Below are 18,695 nucleotides of genomic sequence, written 5' to 3'. Positions count from 1 at the left end.
CAAAGCCTAAATTTCAACGATTTAATTCTTTAGTTGATGAAAAAAAATTAGAGAATTTCGCTAAACCGATGCTTGCCAAATCTTTTGAAAAAGCATTCGACGATGAAAACTGGATTTTTGAAATAAAATGGGACGGTTATCGGGCAATTGCAGATTTGAGCAAAGACCAACCACTCTTCTACTCCCGAAACGGAATTTCTTTTTTATCAAAATTCGACAAAGTCTCCAATGATTTTGATCAACAGAAACATAAAATGATTATCGATGGCGAAATCGTAGCCTACGACGAAAACGGAAGACCTAATTTTCAATTATTACAACAAATTGGAGACAATCCCAATTTAGCCTTAGTGTATCAAGTTTTTGACTTGCTTTGGCTCAATGGTCATTCTACGGAAGAAATCCCTTTAATTCAGCGGAAAGAGCTTTTAAAAGAAGCTTTGATTGAAACGGATGTTATCAAATATTGTGATCATATTCTCGAAAAAGGTATTGACTTTTTCAATCAAATGAAAAAAATGCAGCTGGAAGGAATGATCGCCAAAAAAGCAGACAGCCTTTACATTGAAAACAGCAGAAGTAGCGATTGGCTTAAAATAAAATTCACCAATACGGAAGAAGTTATTATTTGTGGATTTACTGAACCAAGAGGGTCAAGACAAGGCTTCGGAGCATTGATTTTAGGAAAATATATTGACGGAAAATTGATTTATGCCGGACATACGGGAACAGGTTTTAATAAAGAATCACTGAATTTGCTTCATGAAAGACTGAAAAAATTCGTCAGCAAAACTTCGCCGTTTGAAACTATTCCTAAAACAAATATGCCTGTAACATGGACAAAACCTGAATTGGTCTGCGAAATCAAATATTCTGAGATTACCAAAGACGGAATTTTCCGGCATCCTGTTTTTGTTGCGATCCGTGAAGATAAAAACCCCGAAGATACGAACGAAAAACCTAAAGAAATGAAAGCCAAAACACCAGCAAAAAAGACTTCAACTTCCGAAAAAGAAAAGGAAATCACTTTAGACAAGCATAAAGTAAAACTGACCAATCAGAATAAAATTTATTTTTCGAAAGATGGGATTGCAAAAGGTGATGTGATTGAATATTATCAGTCTGTTGCCACTTATATTTTACCTCATTTGAAAAACCGTCCGTTATCATTAAACCGTTTTCCGAACGGAATTGATGAACAAAGTTTCTATCAAAAAGATGCGAGTGATAATATTCCCGATTGGATAAAAACGACGCAGGTTTACTCCGAGTCTAATGATAAATACATTGATTATATTTACTGTAATGACAAGGCGACGTTGGCTTATCTGAATAATTTAGGTTGTATTGATCTAAATCCGTGGAACTCTTCGCTTCCTGATTTGGAGCATCCTGATTTTTTGGTTTTAGATCTTGACCCTTCGAAGAAAAATAGTTTTGATGATGTGATTGAGACTGCTTTACAGGTGAATGAGGTTTTAAATTCAATTAAAGTCAAAGGCTATTGCAAAACTTCGGGAAGTACGGGAATTCACATCTACATTCCGATGGGCGGGAAATATGATTTTGACCAAGTGAAAGATTTTGCTCATATTTTAATGAAACAGGTCAATGAAAAATTACCGAAAATCACAACATTAGAAAGAAGTCTGCAAAAAAGAGATGACAAGAAAATCTATCTTGATTATTTGCAAAACAGAACCGGACAAACATTAGCAAGTGTTTACAGTTTAAGACCAAAAGAAGGCGCTTCTGTCTCCATGCCTTTGGAATGGGAAGAATTAAAGCCAGGTTTGAAACCGACTGATTTTAACATTCATAATGCATTGGAAAGAATTAAAACAAACGGTGATTTGTTTAAGCCTGTTTTGGGTAAGGGAATTGATATGATGAAGGCGTTGGAATTGTTGGAGGAATAAATTGATATTCTTAAATAAAAGCAATTTGTTTTTTACGGTATGCCTGTCATTCTGAAAGAATCTAAGCACGAATTGTTACATATTGATTCTCTAATGCTATGTTTAGATCCCTACGGGATGACAAAACTGACTGCCACTTAACTAAAAATATATAATTAAGGAAGTTTCGCAACCAGGCTCTCCGGCAATATTTTCAAAATCAAATAAATCAATTTCCATTTAAAATTCGGAACAATAGTGAAAGAATTTCCGGCATTGACAATAAACTTTGCTACATAATCCGGCTCCATAATTAAAGATTCATTCAATTGTAATCCTTCATTGATTTTTGTTCTGATATAACCGATCACTAAAGCATTGACTTTAATATTGCTTGAAGCTAATTCCTGTCTCAAACCAGCTAAATATGTTGTAAAAGCAGCTTTTGTACTTCCGTAAACGAAATTACTTTTTCGTCCTCTCACTCCGGAAAGTGAAGATAATCCGATGATTCTTTCTAAATTCTTATTGCTTTCATCCATAGCAATAATATTCAGAATGGAAACGGCTCCCATATAATTCGTAATCATCATTTGTTGAGTTCCTTTGAAATCTTTCAAAGCCTTTTCATTATCTACTAAAAAACCTGCTGCGTAAACCGCGATATGAGGTTTTATGGGAAGTTCGTTATAAAATTTCTGATGTGAATCAAAATCTGCCGCATCAAAAGATAAAACCATGATTTTTGATTGGTCTACATTATTAGAAGTAATAAAATCCTCCAATGATTTTGTATTTCGGGAAGCTGCAATAATGGAAAACCCCTTTAATAAATATTGTAAAATAGATTGTTTCGCAACATCGGAATTGGCACCTAAAATGAGAACGGTTTTGTTTGTGTTTTGATTCATCGGGTAAAGATATTTTTTAAACACAAATTTCACAAATGTTTTCACGAATAACTACATGATGATTTGGAAAGGCTGCGCAGAGTCGAATCGTTCATTTTAAAATATACAGGCTTTTCAGAATGACAATTATACTGTATAATCTAAAAAAGTTTCGGCGGGGTGAGCTTTGCTCACCCCGCCGAAACTAAATATTTTAAAAACCGGAATAATTACTTCTTCTCAATTTCTATTTCTTTTTTCTCTGCCGTTTTCTCAGCAGCTTTTGCTTTATCTCCGAAACGGGCTTCTGTAAACTCTCTTGATACAGCCGCTTTTTCGAATTTTAATTTCCCTGATAATGTTTCAATTACAAAACCATCATCCTGAACCTGGGCTATTCTTCCATGAAGTCCGGAAGTAAGAACTACTCTGGTTCCAACTTTCAACGTTTCCTGAAAGTTTTTCTCCTGCTTCTGTTTTCTCATCTGAGGTCTGATCATCAGGAAATAAAACCCGACAAACATCACCCCCATCATGATAAGCATCATCGGAGAAAATCCTCCACCTGGTGCGGCTTGTAAAAATACTGTTAGCATATTATTTAGGTTGAATGTTCGCATTGAACGTTAACTTAATAGGAGATTTTTCAACGTTTACAAAAACATCTGCATACTTTTGTACGGCACCATCAAAGCTTGATGAATCGAAGCTTAGTGTAATTTTTCCTTTTTCACCGGGTAAGATAGGATCTTTAGTAAATTCAGGAGCAGTACATCCACATCCTGGCTTCACTTCAGAAATAACTAAAGGATTTTTTCCTGTATTGGTAATTTCGTATACGTGATTTACTTTATCACCCTTTTTGATGTTTCCAAAATTAAAATTGCTTTCTGACAATGCAACTGTCGTTAATGGCTGATTAGAAGCTGCAGGTGTAGCTGTTTCTCCTGCTACAGAAGTGTGTGCCTTATGAGACAAAGAATCACCCGACAATGTATTCGTAGAATCTGGTGCAATCGTTTCTGAATTTTGAAGTTCTTTGTTTTCTTCTTTTTTACAAGAAACCAAACCAAAGCCTATGATAGACAAAGCGATAATTGATAACGACTTTTTCATTTTTATTTTGTTTATATTCTGTTTAAATCTTTACAATATTTATCTAAAATTCCGTTGATGAATATATTTGAGCGGTCAGTTGCAAATATTTTAGCAATTTCAATATATTCATTGATAATAACTCTTGAAGGTGTAAAAGGAAAATTATCAAGTTCAGAAATAGCTGTTGTAAGGATTACTTTATCCATTAGTGCTACTCTTTCCAAATCCCAGTTTTCTAATCTTTCCGAAAGCTTTTTCTCATTTACCTCCCAATTATTCAAGGTATCTCTCAGCAATTTTGCTGCAAAACTTTTATCTTCTTCATCTTTAATCATTTTAATTAAAGTTTTGCTTTCCTCATTTTCTTTAATGTAACCAATTGTTTTTTGGACCATCGAGTTTGCAATGTGAATATCATCCGCCCAGGTCAATTCTCTGTCGCTTACATAATCATGAAAATCTTCATTCTCTGCAACGTATCTTAAAAATAATTTACCTATGAATTTCTGATCCTCATCAAAAGAATATCCATCTTCTTTCATAAAATCCTGATACCGTTTTCCCGAGGTCATTCTTTGGAATGTTCTCACCAGAAAATCGTCATGAAGATCCCATTTCAAATCTGCATGCTGCCCGGAAAAGAAAAGTCTTTCAGGGTTCTCTTCCAATTTTATTAATACCTGATTATTAATAAACTTCTGATTGGGATTGATCTCAGAATCAGTTTTAAGGTATTTATTCTTACCAATTTCCATCTGGTTTTCTGCTAAATTTTTCAGCGATACCAAAAAGTTGATCTCAAGAATATAGAGATTATAGATTTTCTCTATTCCATAGAACATGTTTTTCTCTAAAACATCAAATTTTATTGGATTTTGGTAGTAAGAATATACACTTTCTACTACTTTTTCACGGATTTGTCTTCTTCCTAACATTCAAAGAGCTTTTTATGGGTGCAAAGATACAAAATTTAAAATTTATGAATTCGTACTCTGACTCTATTTTTGTAAATTTGCAAAAGTTTATGAAAGCTTTAAAAACTCTGAACCCTTACTTTTGGAAACACAAAATATTATTGTTTTGGGGGTTATTCTTCATCATTGCCAGCAATTTTTTTAACATATATAAAGTACAGTTTGTAGGAAAATCTGTAGATGAGCTTACAAAAAACGGAAGCCTCGGTTTTAACAAACAAGTGCTTATTTATGTTGCAATTATTGTGGGCTGCTCGCTTCTTACAGGATTTTTCACCTTTATGATGAGACAAACCATTATCGTAGCATCAAGAAGGATAGAATACGAACTTAAAAATAAAATTTACAGACATTATCAGGATTTATCATTAACAGATTATAAAACAACCACTACCGGCGATTTGATGAACCGTTTAAGTGAAGACGTTGTTGCAGTAAGAATGTATCTTGGTCCCGGTGTAATGTATGTGGTGAACTTATTAATTTTGTTGACGATCACCTGTATTTATATGCTGAAAACTGATGTATCGATGACTGTATGGACTTTATTCCCATTACCCATTCTTTCTTACATCATTTTCAAAGTAAGCTCAATCATCAATAAGAAGTCGAAAATTATGCAGAAAAGCCAATCTGCGATTTCCACTTTTGTACAGGACAGCTTTTCAGGAATTCGTGTCGTTAAGTTTTTCGCTAAAGAAAATTACATTAAAAAAAATTACGGCGCAAAGGTTACCGATTACCAGGATAAAGCTTTAGATTTAGCAAAAACTGAAGCCTACTTCTTCACAATCATTTTATTTGTAATCGGATTGCTCAACGTCGCTATCATTTTAATTGGTGGGCAAAAATATATTGCAGGAGAATTAACGGTAGGGAAAATCGCAGACTTCTTCATGTACATCAATATCCTGATCTGGCCGTTTTCTATGGTAGGATGGGTAACTTCTGTTAATCAGAGAGCAGAAGCTTCTATGCAGAGAATCAATGAGTTTTTAGATAAAAAATCTGAAGTTTTAAATAAAAATTTCGAGAAGTACCCAATAAAAGGGGATATTGAATTCAGAAATGTATCATACGTTTATCCGAATACGGGAATTAAAGCTTTAGAAAATTTAAGTTTTACAATAAGCGCAGGACAATCTTTAGCCATTATGGGTAAAACCGGGAGCGGAAAATCGACTATCGCTCTGCTTTTATGCAGACTAATTGATCCGACAGAAGGTGAAATTTTAGTTGACGGAAAAAATCTTAAGGATCACAACCTTGATAATTACAGAGATTTTATTGGTTATATTCCACAGGAAAGTTATCTTTTTTCAGATTCTATTGAAAATAATATTGGTTTTTCAATCGACAATCCTTCCCACGAAAAGGTGGTAGAATACTCTAAGATAGCAGATGTGCACAAAAATATTATAGAATTTAAAGAAGGTTACAAAACAATGGTCGGAGAACGCGGAGTAATGCTTTCCGGAGGTCAGAAACAGCGAATTTGTATTGCAAGAGCGTTAATAAAAGATCCGAATATTATCATTTTCGATGACTCGTTGTCAGCTTTAGATACAGAAACCGAGCAGAATATTCTGGAGAATATAGACACGAAAATTCATAATGCAACCTCTATAATTATCACTCACAGAGAATCAAGCGCTCAAAGAGCAGATAAAATTATCAATCTTACTGAAATTACCAATTCTGTAACCGCTTAGCCATTTCTTTTTGAATTGTTAAATAAATCATAAAAAAAATTTTGTGATTAAAAGAAATATTTTATATTTGTTCTTAACAAGATTAAAAAATATCTAATAATGAGTGAATACAAGGAACGCCATGAGAATGAAATTTTCACGAAGGTGTTAAAAGCAGGAAGAAGAACGTATTTCTTTGATGTGCGCGAGACGAAAGCAGGAGATTATTATCTTACAATTACCGAAAGCAAAAAGAATTTCGGGGAGAATGGAGAGGCTACATTCGAAAAGCATAAAATTTACCTTTATAAAGAGGATTTTAAAAGCTTTCAGGAGATGTTTAATGAATCAACAGATTTTATCATTAACGAAAAAGGTGAAGATGTAATATCTGAAAAACATGATAAAGATTTCAAAAGCAGAACATACACGATCGATTCTGATGATGAAGTTTAATCCTAAACTAATTATATAAAAAACACAAGCATCTTCTCAGATGCTTTTTTTGGCATAAAAAAACACATTTTCTTTTGAAAATGTGTTTGCATGGGGTGAATGAGGGGTCTCGAACCCCCGACCTCCGGAACCACAATCCGGCGCTCTAACCAACTGAGCTACAATCACCGTTTTTGGTGGTGCAAATATAGGATATATTTTTTAATTACAAAACAATTCCGTCAAAATTTTTCATCGCAATCAGCTTCTCTGTCGTAAATCCCTCAGCATAAGTAACTCCTGATAACCTTCCTAAATCCTGAGCACGATAAGTCAGGCTTTCATAAAAGTCTTTTGAGGTGATTGGAGTTTCCGGTTCTGTAGATTTCGGATCGTAAAATTGTGTTTTAAAAGCCATACAGGCTTCCAATTTCTTATTAAGATGTTCTGATATATCAATTACAAATTCCGGTTTAATATCTTTCCACTGAATATAATGGAAAATTTGTTTTGGTCTCCAAACTTCCTGGTTTTCTCCATCAACCATTGTTTCTATCTTTCTTAATCCAGCTAAAAAGCATGCATCCGATACTAATTTCGCCGCTTTTGCATGATCCGGATGCCTGTCATCAATTGCATTCGCTAACACGATTTCCGGACGGTATTTGCGGATCATTTTTACAATTTCCAATTGATACGCTTCAGAATTAACAAGAAAGCCGTCTTTCATTCCTAAATTTTCTCTTGCAGAAACTCCTAAAATCTTTGCAGATTCGGTTGCCTCTTCATGTCTTATCTCATCAGTTCCGCGAGTTCCAAGTTCACCTTTAGTAAGATCAATAATTACACAGGTTTTACCCTCCGAAATTAATTTGGCAATTGTTCCGCCACAACCCAATTCAACATCGTCCGGATGTGCACCAAAAGCAAGTATGTCTGTTTTCATAGTTTCAAATATAAGATTTAAAATAAAAACTTCCCAAACATTGAGAATGGGAAGTTTTAATATATAATTTAAAAATTAAATTATTTGTTGATCTCTGTATTTAATTTTACAGCATCCTGATAAGTAGGATCTAACTGTAAAGATTTAGCAACATAGTCTTTTGCTTTTGCTACATCAGAATCTTTAGATAAATATGCAACCGCAAAGTAAGCATAAGCCAAAGTCTGCTTGTTAGCTTCTACTTCTGCAAGTTTTACGGTAGCAATATATTTTTCATAAGCAATCTTTGCAGCATCGTTATTTGTAGCCTGTTGGTATGCATATCCTAAACTGTAATACGCAGGAGCCCAGTCCGGTAAAAGCGTACTCATTTTCTGCCATGTTACAATAGCACCATTCCAGTTTTTAGCATCCTGATAAGCGGTTGCCAATTTATATAGAGCATCAGAATCCTGAGCATTTGCAGCAACCTGCTTTTTCAATGCTTCAATTTGAGGATTAGTTGGTCCTGCATCTACAGCTGATTGAGAAGCTCCACCACCAGCAATTTTTACAAGTTCCATATCCCACTTCATCGTTTCATCTTTTGCCGCTTTAGCAATTGCTACTTTTTGCTGAGCTTCAGTCATTAAAGCTGTTTTTTTCGCAGCATCAGTTTCTGTTTTTGCCAAACCTGCAGCAATAAGACCTTGCAAACCTTGGTCTGCAGGCTGCACTCTCGATTTCTCGGCTTGAGAAACGAATGTATCCATATTTTGTTTCGCTTCTGCATACTGCCCGTCTGCATAGTTTACATATGCTCTCAATTTGAATTTAATAGGATCATTAATTTTATCAAAAATCTTATCTAAAATCAGTTTTGAGTTGGCATAATCTTCATTGGTAAAATACAATTTAGCAATCTCCAACTGAGTATAAGGATCTTCATCAGCATATTTTGTATAATTAATCAAATCCTGAGTTGCTTTTGCATTTTCCTGGTATTTGATGTTATAAGCCGCTAAAGCTTTGTACGCAGGCGCATAAGTCGGGTCTGTAGAAATTGCTTTCTCAATACTTGTTTTAGCTTGTTGCCATTGTTGAGCTGCCATCCAAAGTGTTCCGATTCTTGTATAAACCGAAGCTTTGTTTTTAGCTAAAGGTAAAGCTTTGTCATACGCAGACATTGCATCACCAGGAATTCTCTTCAATCTGTAAGCATCTCCTAAAGTATAGTAATAGTTTGCAGGAACTTCTTTTTTAGCCGCTCTTTCAATTGCTTTATTCAAAAATTGAATTGCTAAATCAGGAGAGTTATTTTTTTCAAATAAGGTTAATGCTTCAGCAGCTCTGAAAAGAACTTCAGCATCTTTTTCTCTGGAGTCAGTTACTATTTTCTGAATTTCAGCAATAGCACTTTTATCACCTTTGCCTAATTTAACTGTAGCTAAACCAAGTTTATTTAAATAACTTTTGCTGTCTGCAGCAAGACCTTTATTAAAATTTTCAGTTGCCTGAGCAAAGTCCGGCTCTGATTGTCTTAAGTAAGTATTTCCTAAATAGAAATAATTTTCTGCTTTTGGCTCTTTAGCAATCATCTGAGTGAAATTGTTTTTTGCCAGAGCAAATTTATCACTGTCAATGCTGTTAATACCATCTTGTAACGTTTGTGCAATTGTAAAATTGCTAAAAAATACAACCGCTGCTCCAAAAGCAATCTTCTTTACATTCATAATCATTATATCTTTCATTATATATTTTCTAAATTGAACTTTTATCAACCCACAATTTTCAGACCAAAATAAATGAAATATTCTGATAATGAGGTTAATTTAATATTATTTAACGCATCTGAACTTCTCGTCTGTAAATATTATATGGCTGTAAGCCTTCTTTTTGCACGATTATTTGTCCTAGCTGTGTGCATGAGTATCTTATAAATCCGCTTGCAATGTTAAAATTTCCTTCATTTGTTAAGAAATACAATACTCTTGTAAAAGGATATTTCATTTCGCGTAAACCTTCAAAATCTGGCGAATACAATTTCCCTTCAGTCTCAACTGGCAAGATTTTGATGAGCTCTCTCAATTTTTCAGCATTTTTATCATAAGGCCTGCTAATTGTATTTAAGCCTACCACCCCTATTTTGTCCGGATATTTATTTAATTCCTCAATAACATTCGTACTTCCGGGAATGATAGAATATTTTAAATCCTTTGGAAGTTTCTTAAGTTTTTGTGCCACAAAATTTAAATTACTTGAGTTTGCTCCGTCATAAATAAACTTTTTATCATCAGACTGCATTCCCTGAGCAATTTCCTCCATCGTAATACTTGTTTTCGAAGAATTTTTAGGAACAACAAAAACTACAGCGTCCGCTGCAAATTTTGCGGGTAAGAATTTAAGGTCAGCCTGCTCTTCGTAAGCTTTTACTTCCTCGGCAGAAAGTTCTTTTGACATTACAACAATTCTAGCCTTGTCATTTAAAAGATCTAAGAAACCTAAATCTTCTTTTTTAGTAACTACCTTAATTTTAGTTTCAGGATAATTGATCATATATCCATCAGCTAAGGCTTCAGTAACGCTTTTAAAAGATTCATCTGTAAATATGGTCATTTCACCTTTATGGTAAGACGGAGATTTATCTTCCTTTTTTGAGCAACTTACAGTGAAAGCAAGCAGAAGAATGATAAATAATTTCAGATTATTCATGATCATCTGTATTTTTAATTTTTGAAACAGCTCTCCATATTCTGAAAACACCGTACAATATTACCAATCCACCAAGCGGATAAGCTACAGCAGGTTCTAAAAGAGTAAAGAAAAATTTATAAACAATAATTACTACTCCAAGAACTATATAAAACAATCCTGTGACTAAGGATAACCAATTGAACATCATATAACAAAAGTATTAAAAAAAATAAAAAGAGAAGCGATTGCTTCTCTTTTTTAATAGTATTTAAGATAAATCTTATCCTTCAAAATTCATTGATACCGGGAATCTGAATCTGTAACGAACAGATTGACCGTTGATTTTTGCAGGGGTCCATTTATTTTTAATTGACTTAATAGTTCTAACCGCTTCAGAATTAAAGTCAGAATTTTTACCATTAGCTTTTACATCGGTAATAGTTCCGTCTCTTTCAACTACGAAAGTAATTTCAGTTTTAACAGCTCCTTCATCACCGTTCATCGCTGAACCGTCAAAGCTATTTTGAAATTTATTTCTGAAAGCATTGATTCCTCCAGGGAATTCTGCTGTCTGCTCTACCTCGCTATACACCTGAGTATCACTCACCTGAGGTTTAACTTCAGCCGTTGAAGCTTTGGTTCCTGTAGATGGCGGTGGCGGTGGTGGCGTATATGCAGGAGCTTTTACTCCTTCCTGATTCTGAAGCCCAGTAGTAGTTTCTAATTGCTTAGAAATTGGCGGTGGTGGCGTCTCAATTTTGGGAGCTTTCACCGGTTCCGGAACTACGTTTTGGATTACCTCAATTTTTTCTTCCTCTTTTGGAGGAGGTGGTGGAGGTGGTTCTTCTTCTTTTGGCTCTTCTATAATTTTATCTTCCTGTAAAATTTCTACTAAATCTGCTTTCACCTGAACTTCGTCAGCCGCATTCATATTTTTAATAGTAAGATAGATAAAAGGAGATAAAGCAGCCACAAGGAATAATGATGTACCAATGATAAAAGACTTTGTCAGTAATCTAGGATACTGAGTTCTGATATCATATGCACCATAACTTTTATTTCTATTTTCGAATACAATCTCATCTAATGAAAGATTCTGACTGTACACATTTTCATCTGCCATTGTAATTCAAATTTAATGGTTAAATTACTTTGTTGCAGGAGCAGCACCAGCTGGGTTCCCTACCTTTCTATCGTAAATAGCTTTTTCCCAAGGCTTAAGATCAGTAACACCGTACTGCTCACTTTTGGTGATTGCCATTTCGTCAAGAATATCTACAAAGTTCTTATACACTGCATCGTCAGTCGGTTTGATAATCACTGTAAATTTAGTTTTATCAGCCGCATTAGCTTTTGCTTGCTCTATGATCTTTCTGATCCCTTCTCTGTCAAAATTAGTTTCATTAAGGTTTTGGTCAGTCAAAGACGTATTATCCTGCTGATGCCAAAAAATCTTATTGTCTTTACCTAATAATAACGAAATTGAATTTGAAAGTTTAATCTCGGTTGGAGGTGGTTTCGGAGTATTTTCTTTCGGTTTTGCCGGAAGGCCCAAATCCATAACATTCGGTTTAGAGAATGTGGTTGTGAACATAAAGAAGGTAATCAATAGAAAACCCAAGTCCACCATCGGAGTCATATCAACTCTGGTACTCTGTTTCTTGGAACGTACCTTGCCGCCTTTGGCGCCTTTTTCCTGTACTTGTACTTCTGCCATTTCTAAATGATATTATTATTCATTAGGTTTACCTTCTTGTGACGTTATCAACCAAAATTTAAGAAAATCGATATCTCTTAAACCCTCAAATAAACTTTTAACTTTAGGATACTCCGTCGTAACGTCACCTTTGATTGCTAATTTGTAATCAGGATTAACGCTTAGACTTTGCTCTACCCAGTCAACTAACTGTTTATTCGTACTATCCATAGGAATCCCTGTGGGACTCTTAAAACTTTTCTGCGCATCTTCCGGCAAATCCAAATAGCTTTTCAGCTGGTTCATAGGAACCCCAATTGCCTGAACTCTTTGAAATGCAGCTTTTTGTTTATTATCAAAAGCAACGCCGTACTTTTGGCCCATTTTATCTAAAAGCTGTACTCTTTCTGATGCATTATCCACAGGTTGGAAATAAAATTTTCCGTCCGGAGTGGCATTGATAGTCATTAAACTAGCATCAGGAAGTAATTTTTCTGAGATTGAAGATGGCGGTTTGATCTGCTCCACGTCAGGTTTCTTAAACTGAGTGGTCAATATAAAGAACGTAAGTAGTAGGAATGCAACGTCACACATTGCCGTCATATCCGTAACTACCCCATGTCTTTTTGGTTTGACTCTCGCCATTATATTATTTATTTTTAATTAAACTTCTTTTTACAATGCAAATATCTTGCTACAAAATTCTTAGTTGAATTCTGCGAAAGACTGCTGGATGCTCATTGCGATCTCGTCGATCTTGTAAGTCAATCCGTCAATTTTAGATGTAAAGAAGTTATAAAGCATAATCGCAATTGCAGAAGTACCAATACCTAAAGCTGTGTTGATCAATGCTTCAGAGATACCTGTAGAAAGTGCAGCAGCATCAGGAGTACCACCTCCAGAACCTAATGCGAAGAACGCCTTGATCATCCCGATTACTGTACCAAGTAGTGCGATCAATGTTGCAACTGTACCTAGAGTAGAAAGAATCATCATGTTTTTCTCAAGCATTGGCATTTCAAGAGTAGTAGCCTCTTCGATCGCTTTGTTCAAAGCAACCATTTTTTGCTCTTTGTTTAATGTAGTGTCATTAGAAAGAGCCTTGTAAGTTGTAAGACCTTCTTTTACTACGTTACCTACAGAACCTTCCTGTCTGTCACACTCTTCTAAAGCTTCGTCAACTCTGTTTTGGTTTAGTAAGCTTCTTACTTTTACTACGAAATTATCTAAGTTACCTTTTCCAGCAGCTTTGCTAAGAATAAAATATCTTTCGAAAGAGAAAACGATTACAGTGATCATGAAAGTAATCAAGATCGGTACGATAACTCCTCCTTTGTAGATAATTCCCAAAAACGACTCTGGGTGAATGTCTTTCCCTTCAACACTTGAAAAAGCAACAGAACCACTTCCTAGTTTGTCTGCATCTTTAAAGTTTCCTGGGCTACCAAGAACGAATAAATAAATACAAATCCCTATAACTAATAGAATAGGAATAATTACAGCCGGATTAAGACCCCCTGCTTTTTTAGCAACTACTTGCTCATCATTTTTTGAAACATTCATTTCCATATTTAACTAAATTATATTGTTTAAAAATTTTAAAGTTGTAAAATAAAGGCAAAATTACTTAAAATGCAATAGTCTTAAATAAACATTTTGTCTTTTTTTGATAACGAAAATTTAATACGATTCCGATACTGTAATTATATTTAAAAATTTTACTGATTTTTATCATTAATTGAAATTACATTAAAAAATCAAAAATATTAAGGGCTTAATTTTTTGAAATTACCAATGTTAAATTTGTTTTAAATTACAATATTTACAATCTTTTTAGGCACCACAATAATCTTTTTTGGTGTTTGCCCTTGTAAAATCTCTTTCATTTTTTCATTTTGAAGCACTAAAACTTCAACTTCTTGTACCGAAAGTTGAGCTGAAAGAGAAATTTTAAATTTCATCTTACCATTTACACTCACCGGATAATTAATTTCGTCTTCAATTAAATATTCTTCGTTCAGTTCCGGGAACTTTTCAAATTCAATCGACCCGCTGTGACCAAGCAAATTCCATACCTCTTCACAGATATGCGGAGCATACGGGGAGATAATAACGGCTAAAGGTTCCAAAATATTGCGTTTGTTGCATTTTATTTTCTGTAACTCGTTAACAGCGATCATAAATGAAGAAACTGACGTATTGAAAGAAAAATTTTCAATATCATACACCACCTTTTTTATTAAGGTGTGCAAAATTTTATATTCAGCTTTTGTAGGTTCTTCTTCAGAGACTTCAAAAGTATCTTCATTAAAATATAAATTCCAGAATTTTTTCAAGAAACCATAAACTCCGCTTAGACCCTGTGTGTTCCAAGGCTTGGATTGCTCTAATGGACCCAAAAACATTTCATACAATCTTAAACCGTCAGCTCCGTATTCGTTACAAATATCATCCGGATTGACTACGTTGTATTTTGATTTGGACATTTTTTCTACTTCACGACCTGTAATGTATTTTCCGTCTTCTAAAATAAACTCTGCGTCTGCATAATCCGGTCTCCAAGATTTAAAAGCTTCAATATCTAATTCGTCAGATGTTCCTTTTAATAAAGATACATCAACATGTAACACTTGAGTTATATAATCATTTATAAGATTCTTAGAAACATATTGATTTGTACCAACAACTCTATAAACAAAAGCACTCATCCCCAAAATCATCCCTTGATTGATCAACTTCTGGAAAGGCTCGTCCTGACTGATATATCCTCTGTCTTTTAAGAACATATTCCAGAAACGGGAATACAATAAGTGACCGGTTGCGTGCTCGCTACCTCCAATATATAAATCTACCTGCCCCCAATAATCTGATAATTCTTTATTCGCAAAAACCTCATCATTATTAGGATCCATATATCTAAGGAAATACCAAGAACTTCCTGCCCAACCCGGCATTGTAGATAATTCTAACGGGAAAATAGTTTTATCATCAATAAGATCTGTCGCAACTACTTTTTGATTCGCTTCATCCCAGGCAAAAGTTTTTGAATTTCCCAATGGCGGATCTCCATCTTCAGTCGGTAAATATTTTTCAACTTCAGGAAGTTCCAAAGGCAAAGCAGAAGTTGGTAACGTGTAAGGCATTCCATCTTTATAATAAATAGGAACCGGCTCTCCCCAATAACGCTGTCTTGAGAAAATCGCATCACGCTGTCTATAGTTCGTCGTTCCGTGACCGATTCCTTTTTTCTCAATCGCATCTATTATTAATGCTTTTGCATCATTATAATTTAAACCATTTAAGAAATCAGAATTTACACAGGCAGAATCTTTAGAATCAAAAGATTTTTCCTGAATGTCTTCATCCGTTTCTACAACCTTTTTAATTTCTAAATTAAATTTCTTTGCAAATCTGTGATCACGCTCGTCATGTGCAGGAACCGCCATTACAGCTCCCGTTCCGTAACCCATCAATACGTAATCTGAAATATAGATTGGCATCTTTTCATTGCTGAAAGGATTGATCGCATAACTTCCCGTGAAAGCACCCGAAACGTTTTTCACATCTGCCATTCTATCACGCTCGGTTTTCTTTGAAGTTTCTTCAATATAAAAATCAACCTCAGCTTTTTGTTCTGCCGTTGTGATATTTTCTACCAAAGGATTTTCCGGAGCCAAAACCATAAAGGTTGCTCCGAAAATTGTATCTGGTCTTGTCGTGAATACTTCAACGATCTCATCATGACCTTCAACATTGAATCTCACCTGTGCTCCCTGAGATTTTCCGATCCAGTATTCCTGAGAATCCTTCAGAGGTTGTGGCCAGTCCAAAGTTTTTAAACCTTGCAATAATCTTTCAGAATATGCAGAAATTCTCATGCTCCACTGCATCATTTTCTTTTGAAAAACAGGGAAACCTCCTCTTTCAGATTTTCCGTCTTTCACCTCATCGTTTGCCAAAACCGTTCCCAAAGCAGGGCACCAGTTTACAGTCGTTTCAGCTCTGTAAGCCAATCGATAATTTAATAAAATATCTTCTTTATCAATTTCAGAAGCAGATTTCCATTCTTCTGCTGTGAAATGTAATTCATCGTTTTGATTGGCATTTAAATCTGCTGTTCCTTTTTCTTCAAAATGCTTGATCAAAGTTGTGATCGATTCTGCCTTGTCTGTATCTTTATTATACCAGGAATGGAATAATTCAATGAAAATCCACTGTGTCCATTTATAATAGGAAGCATCGGAAGTTCTCACTTCTCTACTCCAGTCAAATGAAAATCCGATTTTTCTTAATTGCTCTTCGTATCTCGTAATGTTTTGCTCAGTAGTAATTGCAGGATGTTGCCCGGTCTGAATTGCATACTGCTCAGCAGGAAGTCCGAAACTATCGTAACCAACAGGATGAAGAACATTGAAACCTTGATGTCTTTTGTATCTCGCATAAATATCTGACGCAATGTATCCGAGAGGATGACCAACATGAAGTCCTGCTCCGGAAGGATAAGGAAACATATCGAGAACATAAAATTTCGGTTTGTCTGTTTTATCGGAAGTTTTGTAAGTTTGATTGTCTTCCCAGTATTTCTGCCACTTTTTTTCTATCTGCTGATGATCGTAAAACATTCTGTTAATTGTATATTATATTGATTTCACAAATTTAGTGTTTTTTATAAAAAAGATCTGGACTAAAATATCAGTCCAGAGGTAAATTTAACTTAAAGATATTAATTTAAACATTAGATAAAAATTTTAGACCTATTAATATTTTTTAATTTTGAATTATTTTGAAACAATAACTTTCGCAGATGATATTTGTCCGTCGTGATTTATATTTAAAATGTAATTTCCGTCTGTAAGGTTTCCTACAAAGATGTTTGTTTTCCCATTTAAAAATGATTTAAATTCTGAATGAACTTTCCTTCCGGAAACATCGAATAAAATAATCTCAGCATTTTTATTAAAATCTGGGATTTCAATATTAATATAATCTTTTGCAGGATTAGGATAAATTTTAACATTCTGTACAGATTTAGTCTCAGAAGTGCCCAAAGTGCTACAGACCGTAGATGCAACGCTGGCTGTTTTCACTAAATTAACCTTTGTTCCTGGAGCAACAAAACTTTGAAGTTCGGCAGAAGCAATCAACCCGGAATCCGCACCAAGCCAGTCTTGCATTAAAGATGCGAAAATCTGTCTGTAATCGTATCTTCTCTGGTTTTGATTGTAGTAGTAACTTGTAGCATTGGTAAATACAGGATGATCTCCCATAATACCACCGGAAATATTAGTTCCGACAATAAAGAAAGGAGCCAAATCTCCGTGATCTGTTCCTAAACTGGCATTTTCTCTAACTTGTCTTCCAAATTCACTAAAAGAAACCGTCAAGATTTTATTTCCGATTCCCAAAGCTTCGATATCCGTCTGGAAAGCCGCTATCGAATTGGAAATATCACCCAATAAATTAGAATGATTTCCCAACTGTGTACTTCCTGACTGAATTTGATTGACATGCGTATCAAAACCTCCCAAATTTACCTGAAAAATTTTAGTTTTACTGCCACCTTTTATCAATCTGGCAACAACTTTCAGCTGTTTTCCTAAACTTGAATTCGGGTAAGTGACTGTAGAATTATTTCCTGCATTGAAAACCTGCATCACACGATTATAATAACTGTCCATACTTGTAGCAACACCTTTTATATAATCTAAAAGATCATTGTATTCGGAATTTACAGGTATCGTAAGCGTATTGAAAAGCGTAGTTTGAAAACCAGTAAGGTTGTATTCAATATTTTTTTCTACCGTATGTTCATAGAAAAGACAAGGATTCAGATTTCCCAGCTGAATTGCGAGAGGATCCGGACTTTGAGTTGTTGGATTACCTGCAAGTCCGGGATAAAGCCCACCCAAATATCTTCCAAAAATACCATCCAGAAGATCCTGATTATTCGAACCGTCTTTCCCTGCAAACATCAGATTTTCGGATCTGAAATGCGAATAATTTGGATTCGGATATCCTACTCCATTCATTAAAGTCAACTTTCCTGAATCATAAAGCGATTTGAAACCCGTCATCGAAGGATGAAGCCCCACTTGCTTGGCAGAAGCAACAGTATTATCCAAATTAATATACGATCCGGTTCCCGTATTTGCTATTTTGATATTCGGACGAAGATTCGCATAAGTATCATACTGACTTACTGGAATTACAGTATTGAGTCCGTCATTGGCTCCGGCCATCCGTAAAATCACCAAAACCCTGTCATTTACCGCATCACAATTTACATTGAAATCCAGAAACTGATTTAAAAATCTTGTCGGCATCCCATTGAGCAGAAAAGGCGTTCCCACTCCCGCCATAGAAGCCATCTGTAAAAATTTTCTTCTGTTCATGA

17 protein-coding genes and 1 tRNA gene are annotated in these 18,695 nt (G+C 34.8%); 3 read left to right on the top strand and 15 right to left on the bottom strand.

The genetic code is table 11. The features are described 5' to 3' along the window. The first annotated feature begins 68 nt into the window (after nucleotides 1-68). Nucleotides 69-1,919, top strand: coding sequence for a DNA ligase D (ligD, locus tag AC4FQ5_RS13125; RefSeq protein WP_491143967.1), 1,851 nt, complete (start codon nucleotides 69-71; stop codon nucleotides 1,917-1,919). A 155-nt stretch (nucleotides 1,920-2,074) separates the two neighbouring features. Here the strand turns inward: ligD and AC4FQ5_RS13120 are convergent, their stop codons facing one another. The 4 genes from AC4FQ5_RS13120 to nusB form a co-directional block, all read right to left on the bottom strand. Continuing rightward, nucleotides 2,075-2,809 carry an SDR family NAD(P)-dependent oxidoreductase gene (locus AC4FQ5_RS13120; RefSeq protein ID WP_491143966.1) on the bottom strand — a complete coding sequence of 245 codons (735 nt, stop codon included), beginning with the start codon at nucleotides 2,807-2,809 and terminating at the stop codon, nucleotides 2,075-2,077. Nucleotides 2,810-3,018: 209 nt separating this feature from the next. Continuing rightward, nucleotides 3,019-3,384, bottom strand: a complete 366-nt coding sequence (yajC, locus tag AC4FQ5_RS13115) for a preprotein translocase subunit YajC (RefSeq protein ID WP_491143965.1) — start codon at nucleotides 3,382-3,384, stop codon at nucleotides 3,019-3,021. 1 nt (nucleotide 3,385) lies between these two features. Further along, nucleotides 3,386-3,904, bottom strand: a complete 519-nt coding sequence (locus AC4FQ5_RS13110) for a DUF1573 domain-containing protein (RefSeq protein WP_491143963.1) — start codon at nucleotides 3,902-3,904, stop codon at nucleotides 3,386-3,388. 11 nt (nucleotides 3,905-3,915) lie between these two features. Next, nucleotides 3,916-4,821 carry a transcription antitermination factor NusB gene (gene nusB, locus AC4FQ5_RS13105; protein ID WP_491143961.1) on the bottom strand — a complete coding sequence of 302 codons (906 nt, stop codon included), beginning with the start codon at nucleotides 4,819-4,821 and terminating at the stop codon, nucleotides 3,916-3,918. An 89-nt stretch (nucleotides 4,822-4,910) separates the two neighbouring features. Here nusB and AC4FQ5_RS13100 point away from each other — a divergent pair, with 89 nt between their 5' ends. Both AC4FQ5_RS13100 and AC4FQ5_RS13095 read left to right on the top strand, forming a co-directional pair. Further along, nucleotides 4,911-6,572 carry an ABC transporter ATP-binding protein gene (locus AC4FQ5_RS13100; protein ID WP_491144097.1) on the top strand — a complete coding sequence of 554 codons (1,662 nt, stop codon included), beginning with the start codon at nucleotides 4,911-4,913 and terminating at the stop codon, nucleotides 6,570-6,572. A gap of 99 nt (nucleotides 6,573-6,671) precedes the next feature. Further along, nucleotides 6,672-7,007: a DUF3276 family protein gene (locus AC4FQ5_RS13095; RefSeq protein WP_029295477.1), complete on the top strand. Its 336-nt coding sequence runs from the start codon at nucleotides 6,672-6,674 to the stop codon at nucleotides 7,005-7,007. A 91-nt stretch (nucleotides 7,008-7,098) separates the two neighbouring features. Here the strand turns inward: AC4FQ5_RS13095 and AC4FQ5_RS13090 are convergent. The 11 genes from AC4FQ5_RS13090 to AC4FQ5_RS13040 form a co-directional block, all read right to left on the bottom strand. Beyond that, nucleotides 7,099-7,175, bottom strand: a tRNA-His gene (locus tag AC4FQ5_RS13090). Nucleotides 7,176-7,212: 37 nt separating this feature from the next. Continuing rightward, nucleotides 7,213-7,932 carry a bacillithiol biosynthesis deacetylase BshB1 gene (gene bshB1, locus AC4FQ5_RS13085; RefSeq protein WP_491143959.1) on the bottom strand — a complete coding sequence of 240 codons (720 nt, stop codon included), beginning with the start codon at nucleotides 7,930-7,932 and terminating at the stop codon, nucleotides 7,213-7,215. A gap of 80 nt (nucleotides 7,933-8,012) precedes the next feature. Continuing rightward, the gene (locus AC4FQ5_RS13080; protein ID WP_491143957.1) at nucleotides 8,013-9,662 is read right to left on the bottom strand and encodes a tetratricopeptide repeat protein; all 1,650 of its coding nucleotides are present in this window, start codon (nucleotides 9,660-9,662) and stop codon (nucleotides 8,013-8,015) included. Between the two features lie 91 nt (nucleotides 9,663-9,753). Continuing rightward, nucleotides 9,754-10,623 carry a PstS family phosphate ABC transporter substrate-binding protein gene (locus AC4FQ5_RS13075; protein ID WP_491143955.1) on the bottom strand — a complete coding sequence of 290 codons (870 nt, stop codon included), beginning with the start codon at nucleotides 10,621-10,623 and terminating at the stop codon, nucleotides 9,754-9,756. Further along, nucleotides 10,616-10,813, bottom strand: a complete 198-nt coding sequence (locus AC4FQ5_RS13070) for a C4-dicarboxylate ABC transporter (RefSeq protein WP_491143953.1) — start codon at nucleotides 10,811-10,813, stop codon at nucleotides 10,616-10,618. Before AC4FQ5_RS13070 ends, AC4FQ5_RS13075 begins: the two co-directional genes overlap by 8 nt. Nucleotides 10,814-10,885: 72 nt before the next feature. Next, nucleotides 10,886-11,728 (bottom strand): energy transducer TonB, encoded by an 843-nt coding sequence (locus AC4FQ5_RS13065; RefSeq protein WP_491143951.1) that lies wholly within the window; start codon nucleotides 11,726-11,728, stop codon nucleotides 10,886-10,888. A gap of 24 nt (nucleotides 11,729-11,752) precedes the next feature. Beyond that, on the bottom strand, nucleotides 11,753-12,322 hold the full coding sequence (locus AC4FQ5_RS13060) for an ExbD/TolR family protein (RefSeq protein ID WP_491143949.1): 570 nt from the start codon (nucleotides 12,320-12,322) through the stop codon (nucleotides 11,753-11,755). Nucleotides 12,323-12,337: 15 nt separating this feature from the next. Continuing rightward, the gene (locus tag AC4FQ5_RS13055) at nucleotides 12,338-12,946 is read right to left on the bottom strand and encodes an ExbD/TolR family protein (protein WP_300352245.1); all 609 of its coding nucleotides are present in this window, start codon (nucleotides 12,944-12,946) and stop codon (nucleotides 12,338-12,340) included. A 60-nt stretch (nucleotides 12,947-13,006) separates the two neighbouring features. Then, nucleotides 13,007-13,870: a MotA/TolQ/ExbB proton channel family protein gene (locus AC4FQ5_RS13050; RefSeq protein ID WP_047445039.1), complete on the bottom strand. Its 864-nt coding sequence runs from the start codon at nucleotides 13,868-13,870 to the stop codon at nucleotides 13,007-13,009. Between the two features lie 239 nt (nucleotides 13,871-14,109). After that, nucleotides 14,110-16,923, bottom strand: a complete 2,814-nt coding sequence (gene leuS / locus AC4FQ5_RS13045; protein ID WP_491143947.1) for a leucine--tRNA ligase — start codon at nucleotides 16,921-16,923, stop codon at nucleotides 14,110-14,112. A gap of 156 nt (nucleotides 16,924-17,079) precedes the next feature. After that, nucleotides 17,080-18,693, bottom strand: coding sequence for a DUF1501 domain-containing protein (locus AC4FQ5_RS13040; RefSeq protein ID WP_491143946.1), 1,614 nt, complete (start codon nucleotides 18,691-18,693; stop codon nucleotides 17,080-17,082). Nucleotides 18,694-18,695 lie beyond the last annotated feature (2 nt).

It is taken from the genome of Chryseobacterium sp. DT-167, assembly GCF_058310155.1.
The sequence above is the reverse complement of the archived record's forward strand: the minus strand, read 5'-3'. Positions and strand labels throughout refer to the sequence as shown.